Here is a 15,753-nt window from a genome sequence, read left to right as displayed (position 1 = left end):
CCCACGTCGCACGAAGACGACCGCCCGGCAGGCAACTGCCGGGCGGTTGTCCGTTCCCCAGAAGATCGGCTCGACCCGCACCGTCCTGGTCGAGAAGGACGACGCCGGCCGCGTCGTCTCCCGCGTACGCCGGACGGTGCTGCCCGGCGGGCTGCGCGTCCTGACCGAGGAGATGGCCGGTGTCCGCTCGGCCAGCATCGGCGTGTGGGTCGGCGTCGGCTCGCGTCACGAGACGCCCAAGCTCCACGGTGCCTCGCACTTCCTCGAGCACCTGCTCTTCAAGGGCACCCGCGAGCGCTCGGCGCTCGACGTCTCGATCGTGCTCGACGAGATCGGCGGCGACTTCAACGCCTTCACGGCCAAGGAGTACACCTGCTTCCACGGCCGGGTGCTCGCCGAGGACCTGCCGCTGGCCATCGACGTGCTCGGCGACATGATGACCAGCTCGGTCATCACCGACGCCGACGTCGAGGCGGAGCGCGAGGTCATCCTCGACGAGATCGCGATGCACGACGACGACCCCGAGGACGTCGTGCACAACCTCTTCGCCGCGCAGGCCTGGGGCGACAGCCCGCTGGGCCGCGGCATCGCGGGCACGGAGGCGTCGATCGAGACGCTGACCCGCGCGCAGATCAGCCGCTTCTACGCCAGGCACTACCGCCCGGCGAACATGGTCGTCTCGGTTGCCGGCAACGTCGACCACGACACCGTCGTACGCCAGATCCGCGAGGCCTTCGGGCGGTCGGACTTCCTGGCCGTCGACGAGGAGCCGGTCGTCGCCCCGCGGGTGGCAACGGCGAAGAAGATCACGGCGGGGGAGTCGCACGCGATGCGCCCGCTGGAGCAGGTCAACGTCGTGCTCGGCGTCCGTGGCGTGACCCGCAGCGACCCGCGGCGCTACGCCCTCGGCGTACTCAACACGGTGCTGGGCGGCGGTGCGTCGTCGCGCCTCTTCCAGGAGGTGCGCGAGCTGCGCGGCCTGGCGTACTCGGTCTACTCGTTCGCGAGCCACCACGTCGATGCCGGCCTGGTCGGCGTGGCGGTCGGTTGCCTGCCGGCGAAGCTCGACGAGACGCTCGCCGTCGTGCGTGCGGAGCTGCAGAAGGTGGCCGCCGACGGCATCACGGCCGACGAGCTCGTGCGCGGCAAGCGGCAGCTCGCCGGCAGCATGATCATGGGGCTGGAGGACTCCGGCGCCCGGATGTCGCGCAACGGCAAGGCCGAGCTCATCTACGACGAGCTGATCGGCCTCGACGACGCGCTCGCGCGCATCGACGCGGTGACGCTCGAGGACGTCGCCGAGCTGGCGGCGGACCTGTTCAGCGGCGCGGAGATGCTCGCTTCGGTCGGTCCGTAGCGGTCACTTGCGGCCGATGATCCCGACCATGGCGGGACGTCGGCTCTGCACGGCAGAGACGCGGAAGCCGGCCTCGGCGAGCGCGTGCGACGACTTCTCGACCATCAGCCGGACCTCGTCCAGCTTGGTGGCTTCGTAGAAGAGGTGCACGGTGCCGCCGGGGCTGAGCTTCTCGTGGAGCAGGGCGACCTCGTCGCGGCAGTCGCGGATCCAGAAGAGGTTCACGTTGACCGCGAACGCCTTGTCGAGCCGCTTGACCGGGACGCGCAGGGTGGCGAGGTCGATGTGGCGGACGGTGAGGCGCCCGGACTCGACGTACTCGGCGTTGACACGCTTGGTGCGGTCCACCGACGCCTCGGAACGGTCGATCACCATCAGCTTGCCCTTGCCGAGCCTGCTCGCGACGAGACCGGCTGCCTCACCGGCTCCGCAGCCGATCTCCAGGACGTGATCGTCGGGCTGTACGTCGAGTACGTCGACAGCCCAGCGGATGCGCGCAGGGATGGTCTGGATGGACATGGGCACAAGACTGCCAGTTGTGGTCCGCGACGGCAGCACGGACACCCTGTGATCTCTGCGTTGAAGTACGGTTGCGCCCGTGGCTGAGACGAAGTTGAAGGTGGGCGTCCTCGGGGCGCGGGGCAAGGTCGGCGCCGAGATGTGCGCTGCGGTCGAGGCTGCGGACGACATGGAGCTGGTCGCCTCGATCGACGCCGGTGACGACGTCAACGTCCTGGTCAGCAGCGGCGCGCAGGTCGTCATCGACTTCACGCACCCCGACGTCGTGATGGCCAACCTGGAGTTCTGCATCTCCCACGGCATCCACGCCGTCGTGGGCACCACCGGTTTCGACGCGGGTCGTCTCGCCCAGCTCGAGGGCTGGCTGGAGGAGTCCCCGGCGACCGGCGTGCTGATCGCGCCCAACTTCTCCATCGGCGCGATCCTGATGATGAAGTTCGCGACCATCGCCGCGCCGTTCTACGACTCGGTGGAGATCATCGAGCTGCACCACCCGACCAAGGCCGACGCCCCCTCCGGCACTGCGGCCCGCACCGCGGCGCTGATCGCCGAGGCGCGCAAGGCGGCCGGCTCGCCGGCGTTCCCGGACGCGACGTCGCAGGAGATCGAGGGTGCTCGCGGTGCCGACATCGACGGCGTACGGGTCCACGCGCTGCGGATCCGCGGCATGATCGCCCACCAGGAGGTCGTCTGCGGTGGTCCCGGCGAGACGCTGACGATCCGTCACGACTCGATGGACCGGGCGTCGTTCGGCCCGGGCGTGCTGACCGGCTGCCGCCAGATTGCCGCGCACCCCGGCCTCACCGTCGGCCTCGAGCACTTCCTCGACCTCTGAGTCGACGCCGTCCGACCAACGACGAAGGCCCGCTCCCCGGAGGGAGCGGGCCTTTCGTGTCTGCTGATCAGCGGTACGTGTCGGGGAGCCGCTGGCCGATCTTCACCTGCGGCTTGGGCAGGCGCAGGATGCGCAGCTGGAGCGACCGGACGACCGCGTAGTACGTGATGCCCTTGAGCGGCTTGCCGGGCAGGCGGCGGCGCACCTCGCGGCGCACCTTGAACCGGATCCAGACGATGTCGAGGACCACGAGGACGACGGCCATCAGCCACATGCCCTGACCGAGCACCGGGTTGACGGCGCTCATGATCAGGATGAGCACGAGCAGCGGAGCGAAGAGCTCGGCGAAGCCGATCCGCGAGTCCACGACATCGCGCACGAGCCGCTTGACCGGCCCCTTGTCGCGCTCGGGGAGCTTCGACTCGTCCGCGGTCTTGTAGCCCTCGCGGAGGTCGGCCATCGCGGCCTTGCGCTGGGACTTCTGGGCGTTGCGCCGGGCCTTCGGGTCCGCCGCGTTGCGGGCCCGGGCGCGTGCAGCGGCCTCGGCCTCCTTGCGGGACGGGGTCGGGCGACCCTTCTTGCCGGGGGCGGTGTTCGACGGAGTCTCGTCGGACGGCTTCGTGGACAACATCGGACCTTCGTGCGTGCGGACGGAACCCGTCCAGCCTACCCGCGGGTGCCTCCTGGACCGCTCCGCGGATACCCTCGCCCGCGTGACGATCACCATCGAGGAGATCCAGGTCGGCGACGACGCCGCAGCGTGGGCAGCCGCGGGCTTCGCCGTCGACGGCGACACCTGCCGGATCGGCTCCGTCGCGGTCCGCTTCGTCGGGTCGGCCGGCCCGCGCGGCGTACGCAGCTGGGTGCTGGCGGGCGTGGACCCGGCGGCTGCTGCGGCGTTCGAGTCGGCGGAGGGGGTGTCGACCTCCGTTGCGACGGCCGCGACGACGTCCGGGTTCGGCGTTCACCCGCTCGGCGTCACGCAGATCGACCACCTGGTCCTGATGACGCCGCACATCGCCCGCACGACGGCCTCCCTCGAGGCGCTGGGCCTGGCCGTACGCCGGGTGCGCGACGCAGAGCTCGCAGGCTCACCCGTGCGTCAGGTCTTCTTCCGTCTCGGTGAGGTCATCCTCGAGGTCATCGGCGCTCCCACTGGCGAAGGGGAAGGACCGGCCACCTTCTGGGGCATCACGCACGCCGTCGCCGACATCGACGCCGCTGCGGCGTACCTCGGCGAGCGGAGTGGCCGGGTCAAGGACGCCGTCCAGCCCGGGCGCCGGATCACCACCGTGCGGACGCGGGACATGGACGTCTCGGTGGCCACGGCGCTGATCAGCCCGCAACCACCCAGGGCCTGATCAGGCCTTCTTGACCACGCTCGACTTGAGCTGCATGCGGCCGAAGCCCTCGACGGTCGCGTCGATGTCGTGGTCGCCGACGCCGTCGGAGATCAGGCGGATGCCCTTGACCTTGGTGCCGACCTTGATCGTGCCGCCGCCGGCACCCTTGACCTTGAGGTCCTTGGCGATGACGACGTCGTCACCGTCGGCGAGCACGTTGCCGTTGACGTCGCGGATCAACGCGGCGTCGGCCGCCTCCGCTGCCTCGGAGGGCGACCACTCGTGGGCGCACTCGGGGCAGACGATGAGCTCGCCCATCTCGTAGGTGTACTCGGAGCCGCACTGCGGGCACGGGGGCAGGGTGTCGCTCATTCAAGTTTCCGATCTGATCAGGTCTTCAAGTGGGGTGGCGGAAGAAGCGCCCCGGTGCACGCACCGGGGCGCTTCGGGGTTCAGTCCTTGTGGGTCTTGCCCGGGAGGTCGAGCATCCGCTGGAGCGCGATGTTGGCCCAGTGCTCGGTGTCGGGGTCGACCTCGATCACGTTGGGGACCTCGCCGTTGACGAGCGACTCGAGTGCCCACACGAGGTGCGGGAGGTCGATGCGGTTCATCGTCGAGCAGTAGCAGACGTTGCGGTCCAGGAACACGATGTTGAGGTCCGGACGGGCCTCAGCGAGGCGCTTGACCAGGTTGAGCTCGGTGCCGATCGCCCAGCTCGTGCCGGCCGGCGCGGCCTCGATCTGCTTGATGATGAACTCCGTGGAGCCCACGAGGTCGGCCTTCGTCACGACCTCGTACTGGCACTCGGGGTGCACGATCACGTTGAGGTCGGGGATCTTCGCGCGGAGCTCGTCGATCACGTCGGGGGAGAAGCGGCCGTGCACCGAGCAGTGGCCCTTCCACAGGATCATCCGCGCGGCCTGGATCTGCTCGGGGGTGTTGCCACCACCCGGCAGACGCGGGTCCCACACGATGCAGTCCTCGAGCGAGAAGCCCATCTTGAGCACCGCGGTGTTGCGGCCGAGGTGCTGGTCGGGGAGGAAGAGGACCTTGGTGCCCTCGCCCTTCTGCGCGAAGGCCCACTCGAGCGCAACGTCGGCGTTGGACGAGGTGCAGACCGCGCCGTCGTGCTTGCCGCAGAACGCCTTGATGTCGGCCGAGGAGTTCATGTACGTGATCGGGACGACGACGTCCGCGATGCCGGCCTCCTCGAGCGCGGCCCAGGTGTCCTCGACCTGCGCGAGCCGGGCCATGTCGGCCATCGAGCAACCCGCAGCCAGGTCGGGAAGGATGACCTTCTGCTCCGGCGCGGTCAGGATGTCGGCCGACTCCGCCATGAAGTGGACGCCGCAGAAGACGATGAACTCGGCCTCCGGGCGGGCAGCAGCGTCGCGCGCGAGCTTGAAGGAGTCGCCGGTGACGTCAGCGAACTGGATGACCTCGTCGCGCTGGTAGTGGTGCCCGAGCACGAAGACGCGCTCGCCGAGCGCCGCCTTCGCAGCCGTGGCACGCGCCACCAGGTCGGGGTCCGAAGCCGGCGGAAGGTCACCGGGGCACTCGACGCCGCGCTCGGAGTCCAGGTCCTTGCCGCGCCCGAGCGGGAGCAGGGGGAGGTCGACAGTCGTCATGCGTCCATCCTAGTGACCGCTGCGCCCCTCGACCGGGGCGCGTCCGAGCGGGCAACCGCACTCCGGACCGGGTTGTTCCCCGACGTTCCCTGTCGTTCCCGGCAGGATGGCGGCCATGCGCATCCTCATCGCGCCCGACAAGTACGCCGGGACCCTGACCTCGCAGGAGGCGGCCACCGCGATCGCCGCCGGGTGGGCACGCACCGCGCCGCTCGACGAGCTCGACCTGGCGCCCCTGTCGGACGGCGGGCCGGGATTCGTCGACACGCTGCACGCAGCGCTCGGCGGAACCCTCGAGGCTGTGACCGTCCGCGGACCCCTGGGTGCTGCAGCGCCGGCGACTCTCCTCCTCGTCGGCCATACGGCGTACGTCGAGTCGGCGCAGGCCTGTGGGCTCGCCCTGACCGGCGGGGCGGACGCCCGCCGGGCCAGCACGTACGGCGTGGGGGAGCTGCTGCTCGCGGCGATCGACGCCGGTGCCCGCGAGATCATCGTCGGTCTCGGTGGTAGCGGCACGACGGACGGCGGCGCCGGCCTCCTTGCCGCACTCGGTGCCACGGCGGACCGTCCGCTCGACGAAGGCCCGGCGGGCCTGGTCGGCGTGACCCACATCGACCTGACCGCCGCACGGGCAGCGGTCGGAGGCGTCTCGATCGTGGCTGCCAGCGACGTCGACAACCCGCTGACCGGTCTCTTTGGCGCAGCGAAGGTCTTCGGCCCGCAGAAGGGCCTGACCGAGGACGAGCTTCCCGGCGTCGACGGTGCCCTGCAGGACCTTGCTGCCGCGACCGACCGGAAGACCGCCGCCGGCAAGGGTGCCGGCGCCGCGGGCGGCCTCGGCTTCGCCTTGGCGCTCCTGGGGGCGGACCGTCGTCCCGGCTTCGAGGTCGTCGCCGAGGCGACCGGCCTGGCTGCCCGCGCGGCGGCGGCCGACCTCGTCCTGACCGGCGAGGGTGCCTTTGACTTCACCACGCGGGGCGGCAAGGTCCCGGCTGGTGTCGCGGCACTCGCGGGCGAGCACGCGCGGCCGTGCGTCGTCCTCGCCGGGCGTGTGGACGTCGGCAACCGCGAGATGCGCGCCCTCGGTGTGGAGTCGGCGTACGCGATGGTGGAGCGGGCCGGAGACCGCGCACTCACCGAGCCGGGGGCCGCGCTGGAGGAGCTCGCCGCCCACGTGGCCGACCAGTGGTCACCGTGACGCAGCGCATGTGGGGAATAACCGCGCGTGTGCGACCATTGAGGACGTCGGACAACGACCCAGAACCAACTGGCAAAGACTTCAAGGAGTGACCATGGGCGACGCTTGCTGCGGTGGCGGTGGCGGACACAGCCACGGTGCACCGGCCGCGACCCTCAACATCGAGGCTCCCCGCGACTTCGACACCCGTGCTGACCAGATCAACCTGAGCCCGGTTGCGGCCGGCAAGGTCAAGAGCCTCCTCGAGCAGGAGGGTCGTGACGACCTCGCGCTCCGCATCTCGGTGCAGCCGGGTGGCTGCTCGGGCCTGCGCTACCAGCTCTTCTTCGACGAGCGCACGCTCGACGGCGACGTGACGACCGACTTCGACGGCGTCGTCGTCGTGGTCGACCGGATGTCGGTCCCCTACCTCAACGGTGCGGTCATCGACTTCGTCGACACGATCGAGAAGCAGGGCTTCACGATCGACAACCCGAACGCCTCCGGCTCCTGCGCCTGCGGCGACTCGTTCCACTGATCCGACCTCGTCGGACAGACGAAGGCCCCCGCACCGGTCGGTGCGGGGGCCTTCGTGCGTCTCGGGGTCAGGCGCGGTCGAACAGCGCGTCGGCCATCTTGGCCAGCTTGTCGGAGACAGCGAGCGCCGGCGCCTTGACCCGCTCGGGCGTCGCCGCCGACAGCGCGGTCGTGAGGGCCTGGGCGCGTCGGGGGAGCGGCACCCGCAGGTTGCGCTTCGCCTCTTCGCAGTCGCCGTGCATATCAGTGGGGGAGCTGGCGTCCTCGTAGGGCACGTGGTCGGGCTGCTTCATCGTCATGGCACCGACGCTAGGTACTACTCGTGGGTACCAGAACCCCTACCCGGCGGTAGTGTTCCGCGCATGTCGCTGCTGATCACCGGTTCCATCGCCACGGACCACCTGATGACCTTCCCGGGCAAGTTCGCCGACTCCCTCGTCGCGGAGAAGCTGGACAAGATCTCGGTCTCGTTCCTCGCCTCCGACCTGGAGGTACGCCGCGGTGGCGTCGCCGCCAACATCGCCTTCGCGCTCGCGCGCCTGGGCGAGCGCCCCGTGCTGGTCGGCGCGGTGGGCGAGGACTTCGCCGAGTACCACTCCTGGCTCGACCGCCACGGCGTCGACTGCTCGTCGGTGCATTACTCCGAGACGCAGCACACCGCCCGTTTCACCTGCACGACCGACACCGAGATGAACCAGATCGCCTCCTTCTACCCGGGCGCGATGGGCGAGGCCCGCGAGATCGAGCTCCTTCCGATCGTCGAGCGCGTCGGCCAGCCGGCGTACGTCCTGATCGGTGCCAACGACCCCGACGGCATGCTCCGCCACACCGAGGAGTGCAAGCAGCGGGGCTACACCTTCGTCGCGGACCCGTCGCAGCAGCTCGCGTTCGCGGGCGGCGACCTGATCCGCCCGCTTGTCGAGGGCGCGGACATCCTCATCTCCAACGAGTACGAGGCCGAGCTAATCGTCTCCAAGACCGGCTGGGGCGCTGACGAGGTGCTCGCCAAGGTCGGCACGTGGGTGACCACCCTCGGCAAGGACGGCGTCCGGATCCAGGACAAGGACGGCCTCCTGATCGAGGTCGGCGTCCTCAACGGCGTGACCCCGGTCGAGCCGACCGGCGTCGGTGACGCGTTCCGCGGCGGCTTCCTCGCGGCCCTGACCCGCGGCCTCGGCTGGGAGCGCGCGGCGCAGCTCGGCTGCACCATCGCGGCGTACGTCGTCGAGACGGTCGGCACGCAGGAGTACACCGCTACGCGTGACGAGATGCTGACCCGCCTCGGTGAGACCTACGGCGACGTGGCCGAGAAGGAGATCCGCGAGGCGCTCTCCGCCTGATCTTCCGGGCCTGATTCCTACAGGAGGCGGCGCACCACGTAGAGCGGTGTGCCGTCTTCTGCCATTTCCTCACCGACGTACTCCTGGTCGCGCATGCGGCACCAGGCCTGGACGTCGACCCGGGCGGCGACGTCCGTCGCGGCGACGGCGATCTCGTCACCGACGTCGACCGTCGGCAGCGCCTTCGCCAGCGCGATGATCGGCGCGGGGCAGCGGAGCCCGCGGCAGTCGAGGTCGAGCCTCACAGTCCGACCTCGGCACGGAGGTCGCGGACGACGTCCGGCAGCAGCGCGAGGAAGGCGTCGACCTCCGCGCTGGTCGCGGTGCGGGGGAGCGAGAGCCGTACGTTGCCGTGCGTGAGGACCCCCATCGCCTCCAGCACGTGGCTCGGCGTGAGCGTGGAGGCCGTGCAGGCGGAGCCGGACGCGACGCCGTACCCCTTCTCGGCCAGGCGGGTCACGAGCGCCTCGCCGTCGACGTACAGGCAGGAGAAGGTGACGAGGTGGGGGAGTCGCGTCTCTGCGGGGCCCACGACCTCGACGTCCGGGATCGTGGCGACCACGTCGCGGATCCGGGCGATCAGCGCGTGCTGGCGCGCATTGACCGCCTCCCGCTCCGCGACGACGGCCTGGAGCGCGGCGGCGGCGGCGAGGGTGGCGGGGACGTTCTCGAAGCCGGAACCGCGCTCGTCGCTGCGGTCGTCGACGGGGTAGGGGTTGCGCCACGCGGACCCCTTCCGCACCAGGAGTACGCCGACGCCGGCCGGGCCGCCCCACTTGTGCGCGGAGCCCGAAGCGACGGACCAGCCGCCCGGGAGGGGAAGTCGGCCCATCGAGGCGCAGGCGTCCACGAAGAGCGGCGTGCCGCGCTCCGCAGCGCGCGCGGCGATCTCTGCCAGCGGCTGCACGGTGCCGACCTCGTGGTTGGCCGACTGGACGGCCAGCATCGCGGTGCCGTCGAGGGCAGCCAGCGACTCGCGCACGGTCGCGGGGGAGAGGCGTCCCTCGCGGTCGACCGGCAGCACCCGGGCGGTCGTGTCCAGCATCGTGCCGGCCCACGCCGCGGCATGGAGCACCGACGAGTGCTCCACCGCGGAGTGGAGCAGCGTCGAACCACGCCGGCGCCCACCGAGCAGGCCGAGAACACCGCGATGTACCGCGTCGGTCCCCGAGGACGTGAACGTCACCTCGTCCCGACGTACGCCGAGAGCGGCGGCCGTTGCCTCGCGTGCGTTGTCGAGGATGAGCCGTGCGTTGCGCGCCTCGGTGTGCAGCCGGCGCGGGTCCGCCCAGCCGCGGTCGAGGGCTGCCAGGAGCGCCTCGCGAGCCGCGGGATGGAGCGGTTCGGAGGACGCTGCGTCGAGATACCCGGCATGCGGGTCGGAGGGCAATCTCACACCGTGAATCTATCGGGTGGGCTGGGGCACAAGTGGCCCCGGTGTTCCGCTAGAGTCCCGCGTATCCGTGAAGTCTTAGAGGAAGGCTCGTTGTGGGTCTGCAGATGACCAGGCGCGCTCGCCGTACGGCGCTGGGTGCGCTCGTCGGCGCCAGCTTCCTTCTCCTTGGGGCCTGTGACCCCGAGACCGAGAAGCAGTTCCACCACTGGGCCATGCCCAGCAACTCGCCGGGCACCGTTCAGGGCCAGGACATCTTCGAGCTGTGGAAGGGCGCGTGGATCGCGGCCCTGATCACGGGCGGGATCACCTGGGCACTGATCTTCTACGCGTCGTGGCGCTTCCGTCGCCGCAGCGACGACGAGATCCCGGTGCAGACGCGTTACAACCTTCCGCTCGAGATCTTCTACACGATCGCGCCGATCATGATGGTCATCGTGTTCTTCGCGCACACCGTTCGGGTGCAGGAGGCGGTCCTCAACGAGACGCCGGCCCCGGACAACTGCGTGCAGGTCGTCGGTCAGCAGTGGTCGTGGACCTTCAACTACAACGAGTCGTGCGACAACGACAACGGTCCGGTGGCCTACACCGCCGGCACCGGCTCGCAGATCCCGACGCTCGTCCTCGAGGAGGGCAAGACGACGGAGTTCAAGCTGTCGTCGCCCGACGTCATCCACTCGTTCTGGATCACGGGCTTCCTCATGAAGATGGACATCATCCCCGGCCAGACCGGTGATGACCGCAACCACTTCTCCGTCACCCCCAACAAGGTCGGCGACTACCGGGGCAAGTGCACCGAGCTCTGCGGCGTGTACCACTCGCGCATGCTCTTCAACGTGAAGGTCATGGACTCCGCGGACTACGACGCGTACATGGCGAAGCTGAAGGCTGACCCGGAGCACGTGTCCGACCACCCGCTCCTGGGTGGCTCGCACGCATCCACCACCGCCGGCCTCTCGGCCGACGAGACCGAGACCGGAGGCAACAAGTGAGCGCGGCAACTGCGCCCCTGACCGCCAGCGGCCGCAAGCCGCTCGGCACGAACATCTTCCGTCTCCTGACGACCACCGACCACAAGCTGATCGGCAAGATGTACCTCGCGACGTCGTTCGCCTGGTTCATGTTCGGCGGCGTCCTGGCGCTGCTGATGCGTTCGGAGCTTGCCTTCCCGGGCACGCAGGTCGTCAGTGACGAGACGTTCAACCAGCTCTTCACCATGCACGGCACGATCATGCTGCTGCTCTTCGCGACGCCGCTGTTCTTCGGCTTCGGCAACGTCGTGATGCCGCTCCAGATCGGTGCTCCCGATGTCGCGTTCCCGCGACTGAACATGCTGAGCTACTGGCTCTACCTGTTCGGTGGCCTGATCGCCGGTGCCGGCTTCCTCACCCCCGAGGGCGCGGCCGACTTCGGCTGGTTCGCCTACACCCCGCTCTCCAGCGCCGTCCGCTCGCCGGGCGTCGGTGGCGACATGTGGATCATGGGTCTGTGGATGGGTGGTCTCGGCACCATCCTCGGTTCGGTCAACTTCATCACGACGATCATCTGCATGCGTGCCCCCGGCATGACCATGTTCCGCATGCCGATCTTCGTGTGGAACACCCTCATCACCTCGATGCTGGCGCTCCTGGTCTTCCCGATCCTCGCGGGTGCGCTGCTCTCGCTCGAGGCTGACCGCACACTCGGCGCGCACGTGTTCGACACCAACCACGGTGGCGCCATCCTGTGGCAGCACCTCTTCTGGTTCTTCGGTCACCCCGAGGTCTACATCATCGCGCTGCCGTTCTTCGGCATCGTGACCGAGATCCTCCCGGTCTTCAGCCGCAAGCCGATCTTCGGTTACGTCGGCCTCGTCGGTGCCACGCTCGGCATCGCGATCCTGTCCGTCGCCGTGTGGGCCCACCACATGTTCGTCACGGGCGCGGTCAACCTGGCGTTCTTCTCCGGCATGACGTTCCTCATCGCGGTCCCGACCGGCGTGAAGTTCTTCAACTGGATCGGCACGATGTGGGGTGGCTCGCTGAGCTTCGACACCCCGATGCTCTGGTCGGTCGGCTTCCTGACGACCTTCCTCTTCGGTGGTCTCACCGGCATCATCCTCGCGTCGCCGCCGCTCGACTTCCACCTCTCCGACTCGTACTTCGTCGTGGCGCACTTCCACTACGTCGTCTTCGGAACAGTCGTCTTCGCGATGTTCGCGGGCTTCTACTTCTGGTGGCCCAAGATGACCGGCAAGATGCTCAACGAGACGCTGGGCAAGGTCCACTTCTGGATCCTGTTCATCGGCTTCCACCTCACCTTCCTCGTCCAGCACTGGCTGGGTGTCGAGGGCATGCCGCGCCGCTACGCCGACTACCTGCCGGACGACGGCTTCGAGACCCTCAACCAGGTCTCGACGGTCGGTGCCTTCCTGCTCGCGTCGTCGACCATCCCGTTCATCCTGAACGTCTGGCTGACCCGCAAGTCGAAGCCGGTCGAGGTCGATGACCCGTGGGGCTGGGGTCGCTCGCTCGAGTGGGCCACCAGCTGCCCGCCGCCGCGTCACAACTTCCACACGATCCCGCGGATCCGTTCGGAGTCCCCGGCGTTCGACCTGCACCACCCGGAGATCGCGGCCTTCGAGGTCGACTCCACCGAGCGTGAGGAGCTCACCAAGTGAAGGCAGAGGCCTGGGTCTTCGGATCCGTCACCGCGTTCTGCGCGCTGGTGACCCCCGCGTACTGGATCATCACGGACAACTCCGCCAAGGGTGGTGACTGGACCGGCACGTCGGCCCTCACCATGACGACGCTGCTGTTCGCCATGTGCACGCTCTACCTCGGCTTCCACGCCTCGCGCATGGACCCGCGTCCCGAGGACCGCAAGGACGGCGAGATCGCCGACGGCGCGGGCGAGCTGGGCTTCTTCCCGCCGTACTCGTGGTGGCCGCTCTGGTGCTCGCTCACCCTCGCGGTGATCGTGCTCGGCGTCGTCCTCGCCTGGTGGCTCTTCGCCATCGGCGTGATCCTGGGCCTGCTGGCCGTGCAGGGCTGGATCTTCGAGTACTACCGGGGAGAGCACGCTCACTGAGCCTGCTCGACCTTTGACGAGGGCCTCGTCCCGCGGTGACAAGCGACACCGCCGGGATGAGGCCTTCGGCGTTCCCGGACAAGTAATCTGTGTCCTGCACACCTTCTGCGATCCGGAGCCTTCCCCATGACCGTTGGCCTCTCCCTGTCTGCCCGCGTGGCGACGGGTCTCGGCGCCCTGGCGCTGCTCACCGCGTGCAACGCCGTTCCGTCGGCGCTCGGCGGGGATCACGCTGACTCCGCATCGCCGAGCAAGGACGTGGCCGTGCCCACGCTGACGACGACCGTCAGCGGCAGCGCTGTGCCGATCGACGCGCGCGTGGCGACCACCGTCGCGGATGGCACCCTGACCAAGGTCCGGATGCAGGCGCGATCCGGTGAGACGAAGGGATCCTTCGTCCCCGGCAAGCTCGCCGAGGACGGCACCGGCTGGCGTGCCACGGGCCGCCTCGAGCCGGCCACGACGTACGTGATCTTCGCGAAGGCGACGGACGAGGGCGGCACGTCGGTCCCGGTCCGCAGTCGCTTCACGACCGTCACGCTCGACGACGCGCACGAGGCCTTCCCGTCGATCGCTCCGCTCGCTGGGGAGACCGTCGGTATCGGCATGCCGGTGATCGTTTCCCTCGACACCGCGGTGGCGAACAAGGCGGCGTTCGAGAAGCGCATGAAGGTGACCAGCACCCCTGCCCAGGCCGGGTCGTGGCGCTGGCTGAGCGACCGCGAGGTGCACTGGCGTCCGGCGACGTACTGGAAGCCGGGCACGGAGGTGCACGTCAACCTCGACCTCAACAGCGTTCCGGCGGGTGGTGGCATCTACGGTCAGGAGTCGCGCTCGATCGACTTCCACATCGGCGACGCCCACATCTACAAGGTCAACGCCCAGACGGACCAGATGCAGGTCTACTCCAACGGTGCGCTGCTCCGCACGCTGCCGATCACGACCGGCATGCCCGGCTTCACGACCCGCTCGGGCACGAAGGTGATCATCGAGAAGGCCGCCAAGCACACGATGGACTCCGAGACCGTCGGCATCGGCAAGGACAACCCGCTCTACTACCACGTCGACGACGTCCAGTGGACGATGCGTCTGACTTACTCGGGCGAGTTCATCCACGCAGCTCCGTGGTCGGTCGCGTCCCAGGGCCACGCCAACGTCTCGCACGGCTGCACCGGCATGTCGACGTCCAACGCGGAGTGGCTCTTCAACATGAGCCGCCGTGGAGACGTCGTCGAGACGACCGGCACGGACCGTCCGATGGAGCTCACCAACGGCTACGGCGACTGGAACCTCTCCTTCGCTGACTGGAAGTCCGGCTCGGCCCTCTGACGTCGAGACGGGGCTCGTGCCGCGCTGAGACGGGCCTCGTGCACGGTCGAGACGGGCCTCGTGCGCATCAAGCGGCTGGGCGCCGGGCGTGCCGTCGCTGCGCGCGCCGGACGCCTCGCCGCAGGATGTGCTCCCAGTCCTGCTGCGCGCCGAAGAGATTGTCGCGGCGGAAGATGTCGATCTCCCACCCGTCCTCGGCGAGCAGATGGCGGCGTTCGGTGTCGTCGGCAAGCTGCTCCGGGCCGTGGAACTCGCTGCCGTCGTACTCCGCGGCGTATTTGATATCCGGCACGCCGAGGTCCAGGAAACGCATCCCGCTCGGGGTGAGCACGGGCACCTGTGGGGTGGGCTTCGGCAGGTCCGGACAGTCCTCCCAGCGAAGGCGGAGGATGCTCTCCGGAGCCGACTGCGACCGGCCATCGATGCGCGGGGCGAGATCGCGTAGCTGGCGCACGCCGCGGAAGCCGCGGTAGCGCGTCGTCTCGTTCATGATGCGCGTGGACGTAACGGAGGCGCTCGTCCCGGCGAGGCTGTCGAGGACCGCCATCGCCTGCTCGCGGGCGAGCAGCCGGCCGACGTCGCACGCCGTTCGGAGCGCCGTGGTCACGACAAGGCCGTCGAGGGTGGTGACGTCATCGGCGCGAATTCGGCGTGCGCCGCTGTGCGTCACGGCGTTGGTCAGGCGCGCGTTGCGCGGCAGATAGACATCGACGGGTGGCGGGCTGAGGTGACTATTCGGCGGCAGGGCCATGGCGGCGCCGTGCAGCCAGGCGGCGCTGCGGTCGCAGATGACGGCATCGGCCGGCGCCAGAAGACGAAGAGTCGCGATCCGCATGGCATGTCCGTCCGCTGAGGCCGCAGTGCGATAGATCGATCTGACGTCGCTCAGCAGGAGGCCGCGGCGCAGGAGTGCAGCCACGGCATGTCGCCCTCCGAGCGCGTCGCGGGCTTCGACGTACGTGAAGGGGCGGTCATGGGGCAGCGGAAGATCGGTCGCGACCAGGTAGTCCAGGAAGTCATGGTTCATACCTCCCTTCATGCCCTGCCCGAGCCTCTGTCTGCACCTCTGTGTGGGGCACCTGTGGATAGGCGGCGGCACGAGCCTCGTCTCGACGGGGCACAGGGCTCGCCTCGGCGGGGCACGAGCCTCGTCTCTGCGCGGCATGAGCCCCGTCTCGGGGGGAAGCAGAAGGGCCGCCGCTCCCGGTGGGGGAGCGGCGGCCCTT

General features: G+C 69.3%; 18 protein-coding genes. 10 read left to right on the top strand and 8 right to left on the bottom strand.

The genetic code is table 11. The features are described from left to right. Positions 1 to 46: 46 nt before the first annotated feature. On the top strand, positions 47 to 1,357 hold the full coding sequence (locus EPD65_RS15045) for a M16 family metallopeptidase (RefSeq protein WP_243640618.1): 1,311 nt from the start codon (positions 47 to 49) through the stop codon (positions 1,355 to 1,357). Between the two features lie 3 nt (positions 1,358 to 1,360). Here EPD65_RS15045 and EPD65_RS15040 read toward each other — a convergent pair whose 3' ends face one another. Continuing rightward, complete coding sequence (locus EPD65_RS15040; protein ID WP_131585576.1) at positions 1,361 to 1,876, bottom strand: class I SAM-dependent methyltransferase; 516 nt, start codon at positions 1,874 to 1,876, stop codon at positions 1,361 to 1,363. Positions 1,877 to 1,955: 79 nt separating this feature from the next. Here EPD65_RS15040 and dapB point away from each other — a divergent pair, with 79 nt between their 5' ends. Next, entirely contained in the window at positions 1,956 to 2,711 is a 756-nt protein-coding gene (gene dapB, locus EPD65_RS15035; protein WP_279387578.1) for a 4-hydroxy-tetrahydrodipicolinate reductase, read from the top strand. 67 nt (positions 2,712 to 2,778) lie between these two features. Here the strand turns inward: dapB and EPD65_RS15030 are convergent, their stop codons facing one another. Next, the gene (locus tag EPD65_RS15030; RefSeq protein WP_165873026.1) at positions 2,779 to 3,342 is read right to left on the bottom strand and encodes a DUF3043 domain-containing protein; all 564 of its coding nucleotides are present in this window, start codon (positions 3,340 to 3,342) and stop codon (positions 2,779 to 2,781) included. 82 nt (positions 3,343 to 3,424) lie between these two features. Here EPD65_RS15030 and EPD65_RS15025 point away from each other — a divergent pair, with 82 nt between their 5' ends. Next, positions 3,425 to 4,072, top strand: a complete 648-nt coding sequence (locus EPD65_RS15025) for a VOC family protein (protein ID WP_131585572.1) — start codon at positions 3,425 to 3,427, stop codon at positions 4,070 to 4,072. Here EPD65_RS15025 and EPD65_RS15020 read toward each other — a convergent pair whose 3' ends face one another. Next, complete coding sequence (locus EPD65_RS15020) at positions 4,073 to 4,426, bottom strand: zinc ribbon domain-containing protein YjdM (protein ID WP_131585571.1); 354 nt, start codon at positions 4,424 to 4,426, stop codon at positions 4,073 to 4,075. Positions 4,427 to 4,506: 80 nt separating this feature from the next. Beyond that, positions 4,507 to 5,682 carry a quinolinate synthase NadA gene (gene nadA / locus EPD65_RS15015; RefSeq protein WP_131585569.1) on the bottom strand — a complete coding sequence of 392 codons (1,176 nt, stop codon included), beginning with the start codon at positions 5,680 to 5,682 and terminating at the stop codon, positions 4,507 to 4,509. 115 nt (positions 5,683 to 5,797) lie between these two features. Here nadA and EPD65_RS15010 point away from each other — a divergent pair, with 115 nt between their 5' ends. After that, positions 5,798 to 6,880 carry a glycerate kinase family protein gene (locus tag EPD65_RS15010; RefSeq protein WP_131585567.1) on the top strand — a complete coding sequence of 361 codons (1,083 nt, stop codon included), beginning with the start codon at positions 5,798 to 5,800 and terminating at the stop codon, positions 6,878 to 6,880. Positions 6,881 to 6,974: 94 nt separating this feature from the next. Continuing rightward, positions 6,975 to 7,397 carry a HesB/IscA family protein gene (locus tag EPD65_RS15005; protein ID WP_243640617.1) on the top strand — a complete coding sequence of 141 codons (423 nt, stop codon included), beginning with the start codon at positions 6,975 to 6,977 and terminating at the stop codon, positions 7,395 to 7,397. 67 nt (positions 7,398 to 7,464) lie between these two features. Here the strand turns inward: EPD65_RS15005 and EPD65_RS15000 are convergent, their stop codons facing one another. Beyond that, positions 7,465 to 7,695, bottom strand: coding sequence for a hypothetical protein (locus tag EPD65_RS15000; protein ID WP_131585565.1), 231 nt, complete (start codon positions 7,693 to 7,695; stop codon positions 7,465 to 7,467). A 63-nt stretch (positions 7,696 to 7,758) separates the two neighbouring features. On the opposite strand from EPD65_RS15000, the gene EPD65_RS14995 reads away from it, so the two are divergent. Further along, positions 7,759 to 8,736 carry a carbohydrate kinase family protein gene (locus EPD65_RS14995; protein WP_131585563.1) on the top strand — a complete coding sequence of 326 codons (978 nt, stop codon included), beginning with the start codon at positions 7,759 to 7,761 and terminating at the stop codon, positions 8,734 to 8,736. 17 nt (positions 8,737 to 8,753) lie between these two features. On the opposite strand, the gene EPD65_RS14990 is transcribed toward EPD65_RS14995, so the two are convergent. Both EPD65_RS14990 and EPD65_RS14985 read right to left on the bottom strand, forming a co-directional pair. Further along, a complete protein-coding gene (locus tag EPD65_RS14990; RefSeq protein WP_131585561.1) occupies positions 8,754 to 8,981 on the bottom strand; it encodes a sulfurtransferase TusA family protein in 228 nt (75 codons plus the stop codon). Beyond that, positions 8,978 to 10,126, bottom strand: coding sequence for a cysteine desulfurase family protein (locus EPD65_RS14985; protein WP_131585559.1), 1,149 nt, complete (start codon positions 10,124 to 10,126; stop codon positions 8,978 to 8,980). The genes EPD65_RS14990 and EPD65_RS14985 overlap by 4 nt, the downstream gene beginning before the upstream one ends. Before the next feature lie 110 nt (positions 10,127 to 10,236). Here EPD65_RS14985 and ctaC point away from each other — a divergent pair, with 110 nt between their 5' ends. From ctaC to EPD65_RS14965, 4 genes are all read left to right on the top strand, one after another. Next, positions 10,237 to 11,121: an aa3-type cytochrome oxidase subunit II gene (ctaC, locus tag EPD65_RS14980; RefSeq protein ID WP_131585557.1), complete on the top strand. Its 885-nt coding sequence runs from the start codon at positions 10,237 to 10,239 to the stop codon at positions 11,119 to 11,121. Further along, a complete protein-coding gene (gene ctaD, locus EPD65_RS14975; protein WP_131585555.1) occupies positions 11,118 to 12,788 on the top strand; it encodes an aa3-type cytochrome oxidase subunit I in 1,671 nt (556 codons plus the stop codon). Before ctaC ends, ctaD begins: the two co-directional genes overlap by 4 nt. Beyond that, a complete protein-coding gene (locus tag EPD65_RS14970) occupies positions 12,785 to 13,198 on the top strand; it encodes a cytochrome c oxidase subunit 4 (RefSeq protein ID WP_131585553.1) in 414 nt (137 codons plus the stop codon). The genes ctaD and EPD65_RS14970 overlap by 4 nt, the downstream gene beginning before the upstream one ends. 126 nt (positions 13,199 to 13,324) lie before the next feature. After that, positions 13,325 to 14,527, top strand: a complete 1,203-nt coding sequence (locus tag EPD65_RS14965; RefSeq protein WP_131585551.1) for a L,D-transpeptidase — start codon at positions 13,325 to 13,327, stop codon at positions 14,525 to 14,527. 67 nt (positions 14,528 to 14,594) lie between these two features. Here the strand turns inward: EPD65_RS14965 and EPD65_RS14960 are convergent, their stop codons facing one another. Then, positions 14,595 to 15,554 (bottom strand): hypothetical protein, encoded by a 960-nt coding sequence (locus EPD65_RS14960; protein ID WP_131585549.1) that lies wholly within the window; start codon positions 15,552 to 15,554, stop codon positions 14,595 to 14,597. Between the last annotated feature and the right edge of the window lie 199 nt (positions 15,555 to 15,753).

Origin of the sequence: Nocardioides jejuensis, assembly GCF_004337475.1 — a bacterium.
GTDB lineage: Bacteria > Actinomycetota > Actinomycetes > Propionibacteriales > Nocardioidaceae > Nocardioides > Nocardioides jejuensis.
This window is presented reverse-complemented; position numbering and strand designations above follow the sequence as displayed.

Bases quoted from the DNA above. Each gene is read 5' to 3' on its own strand.
- EPD65_RS15040 (WP_131585576.1), bottom strand. From the start codon at position 1,876: ATGTCCATCCAGACCATCCCTGCGCGCATCCGCTGGGCTGTCGACGTA.
- EPD65_RS15030 (WP_165873026.1), bottom strand. From the start codon at position 3,342: ATGTTGTCCACGAAGCCGTCCGACGAGACTCCGTCGAACACCGCCCCC.
- EPD65_RS15020 (WP_131585571.1), bottom strand. From the start codon at position 4,426: ATGAGCGACACCCTGCCCCCGTGCCCGCAGTGCGGCTCCGAGTACACC.
- nadA (WP_131585569.1), bottom strand. From the start codon at position 5,682: ATGACGACTGTCGACCTCCCCCTGCTCCCGCTCGGGCGCGGCAAGGAC.
- EPD65_RS15010 (WP_131585567.1), top strand. From the start codon at position 5,798: ATGCGCATCCTCATCGCGCCCGACAAGTACGCCGGGACCCTGACCTCG.
- EPD65_RS15005 (WP_243640617.1), top strand. From the start codon at position 6,975: ATGGGCGACGCTTGCTGCGGTGGCGGTGGCGGACACAGCCACGGTGCA.
- EPD65_RS15000 (WP_131585565.1), bottom strand. From the start codon at position 7,695: ATGACGATGAAGCAGCCCGACCACGTGCCCTACGAGGACGCCAGCTCC.
- EPD65_RS14995 (WP_131585563.1), top strand. From the start codon at position 7,759: ATGTCGCTGCTGATCACCGGTTCCATCGCCACGGACCACCTGATGACC.
- ctaC (WP_131585557.1), top strand. From the start codon at position 10,237: ATGACCAGGCGCGCTCGCCGTACGGCGCTGGGTGCGCTCGTCGGCGCC.
- EPD65_RS14965 (WP_131585551.1), top strand. From the start codon at position 13,325: ATGACCGTTGGCCTCTCCCTGTCTGCCCGCGTGGCGACGGGTCTCGGC.
- EPD65_RS14960 (WP_131585549.1), bottom strand. From the start codon at position 15,554: ATGAACCATGACTTCCTGGACTACCTGGTCGCGACCGATCTTCCGCTG.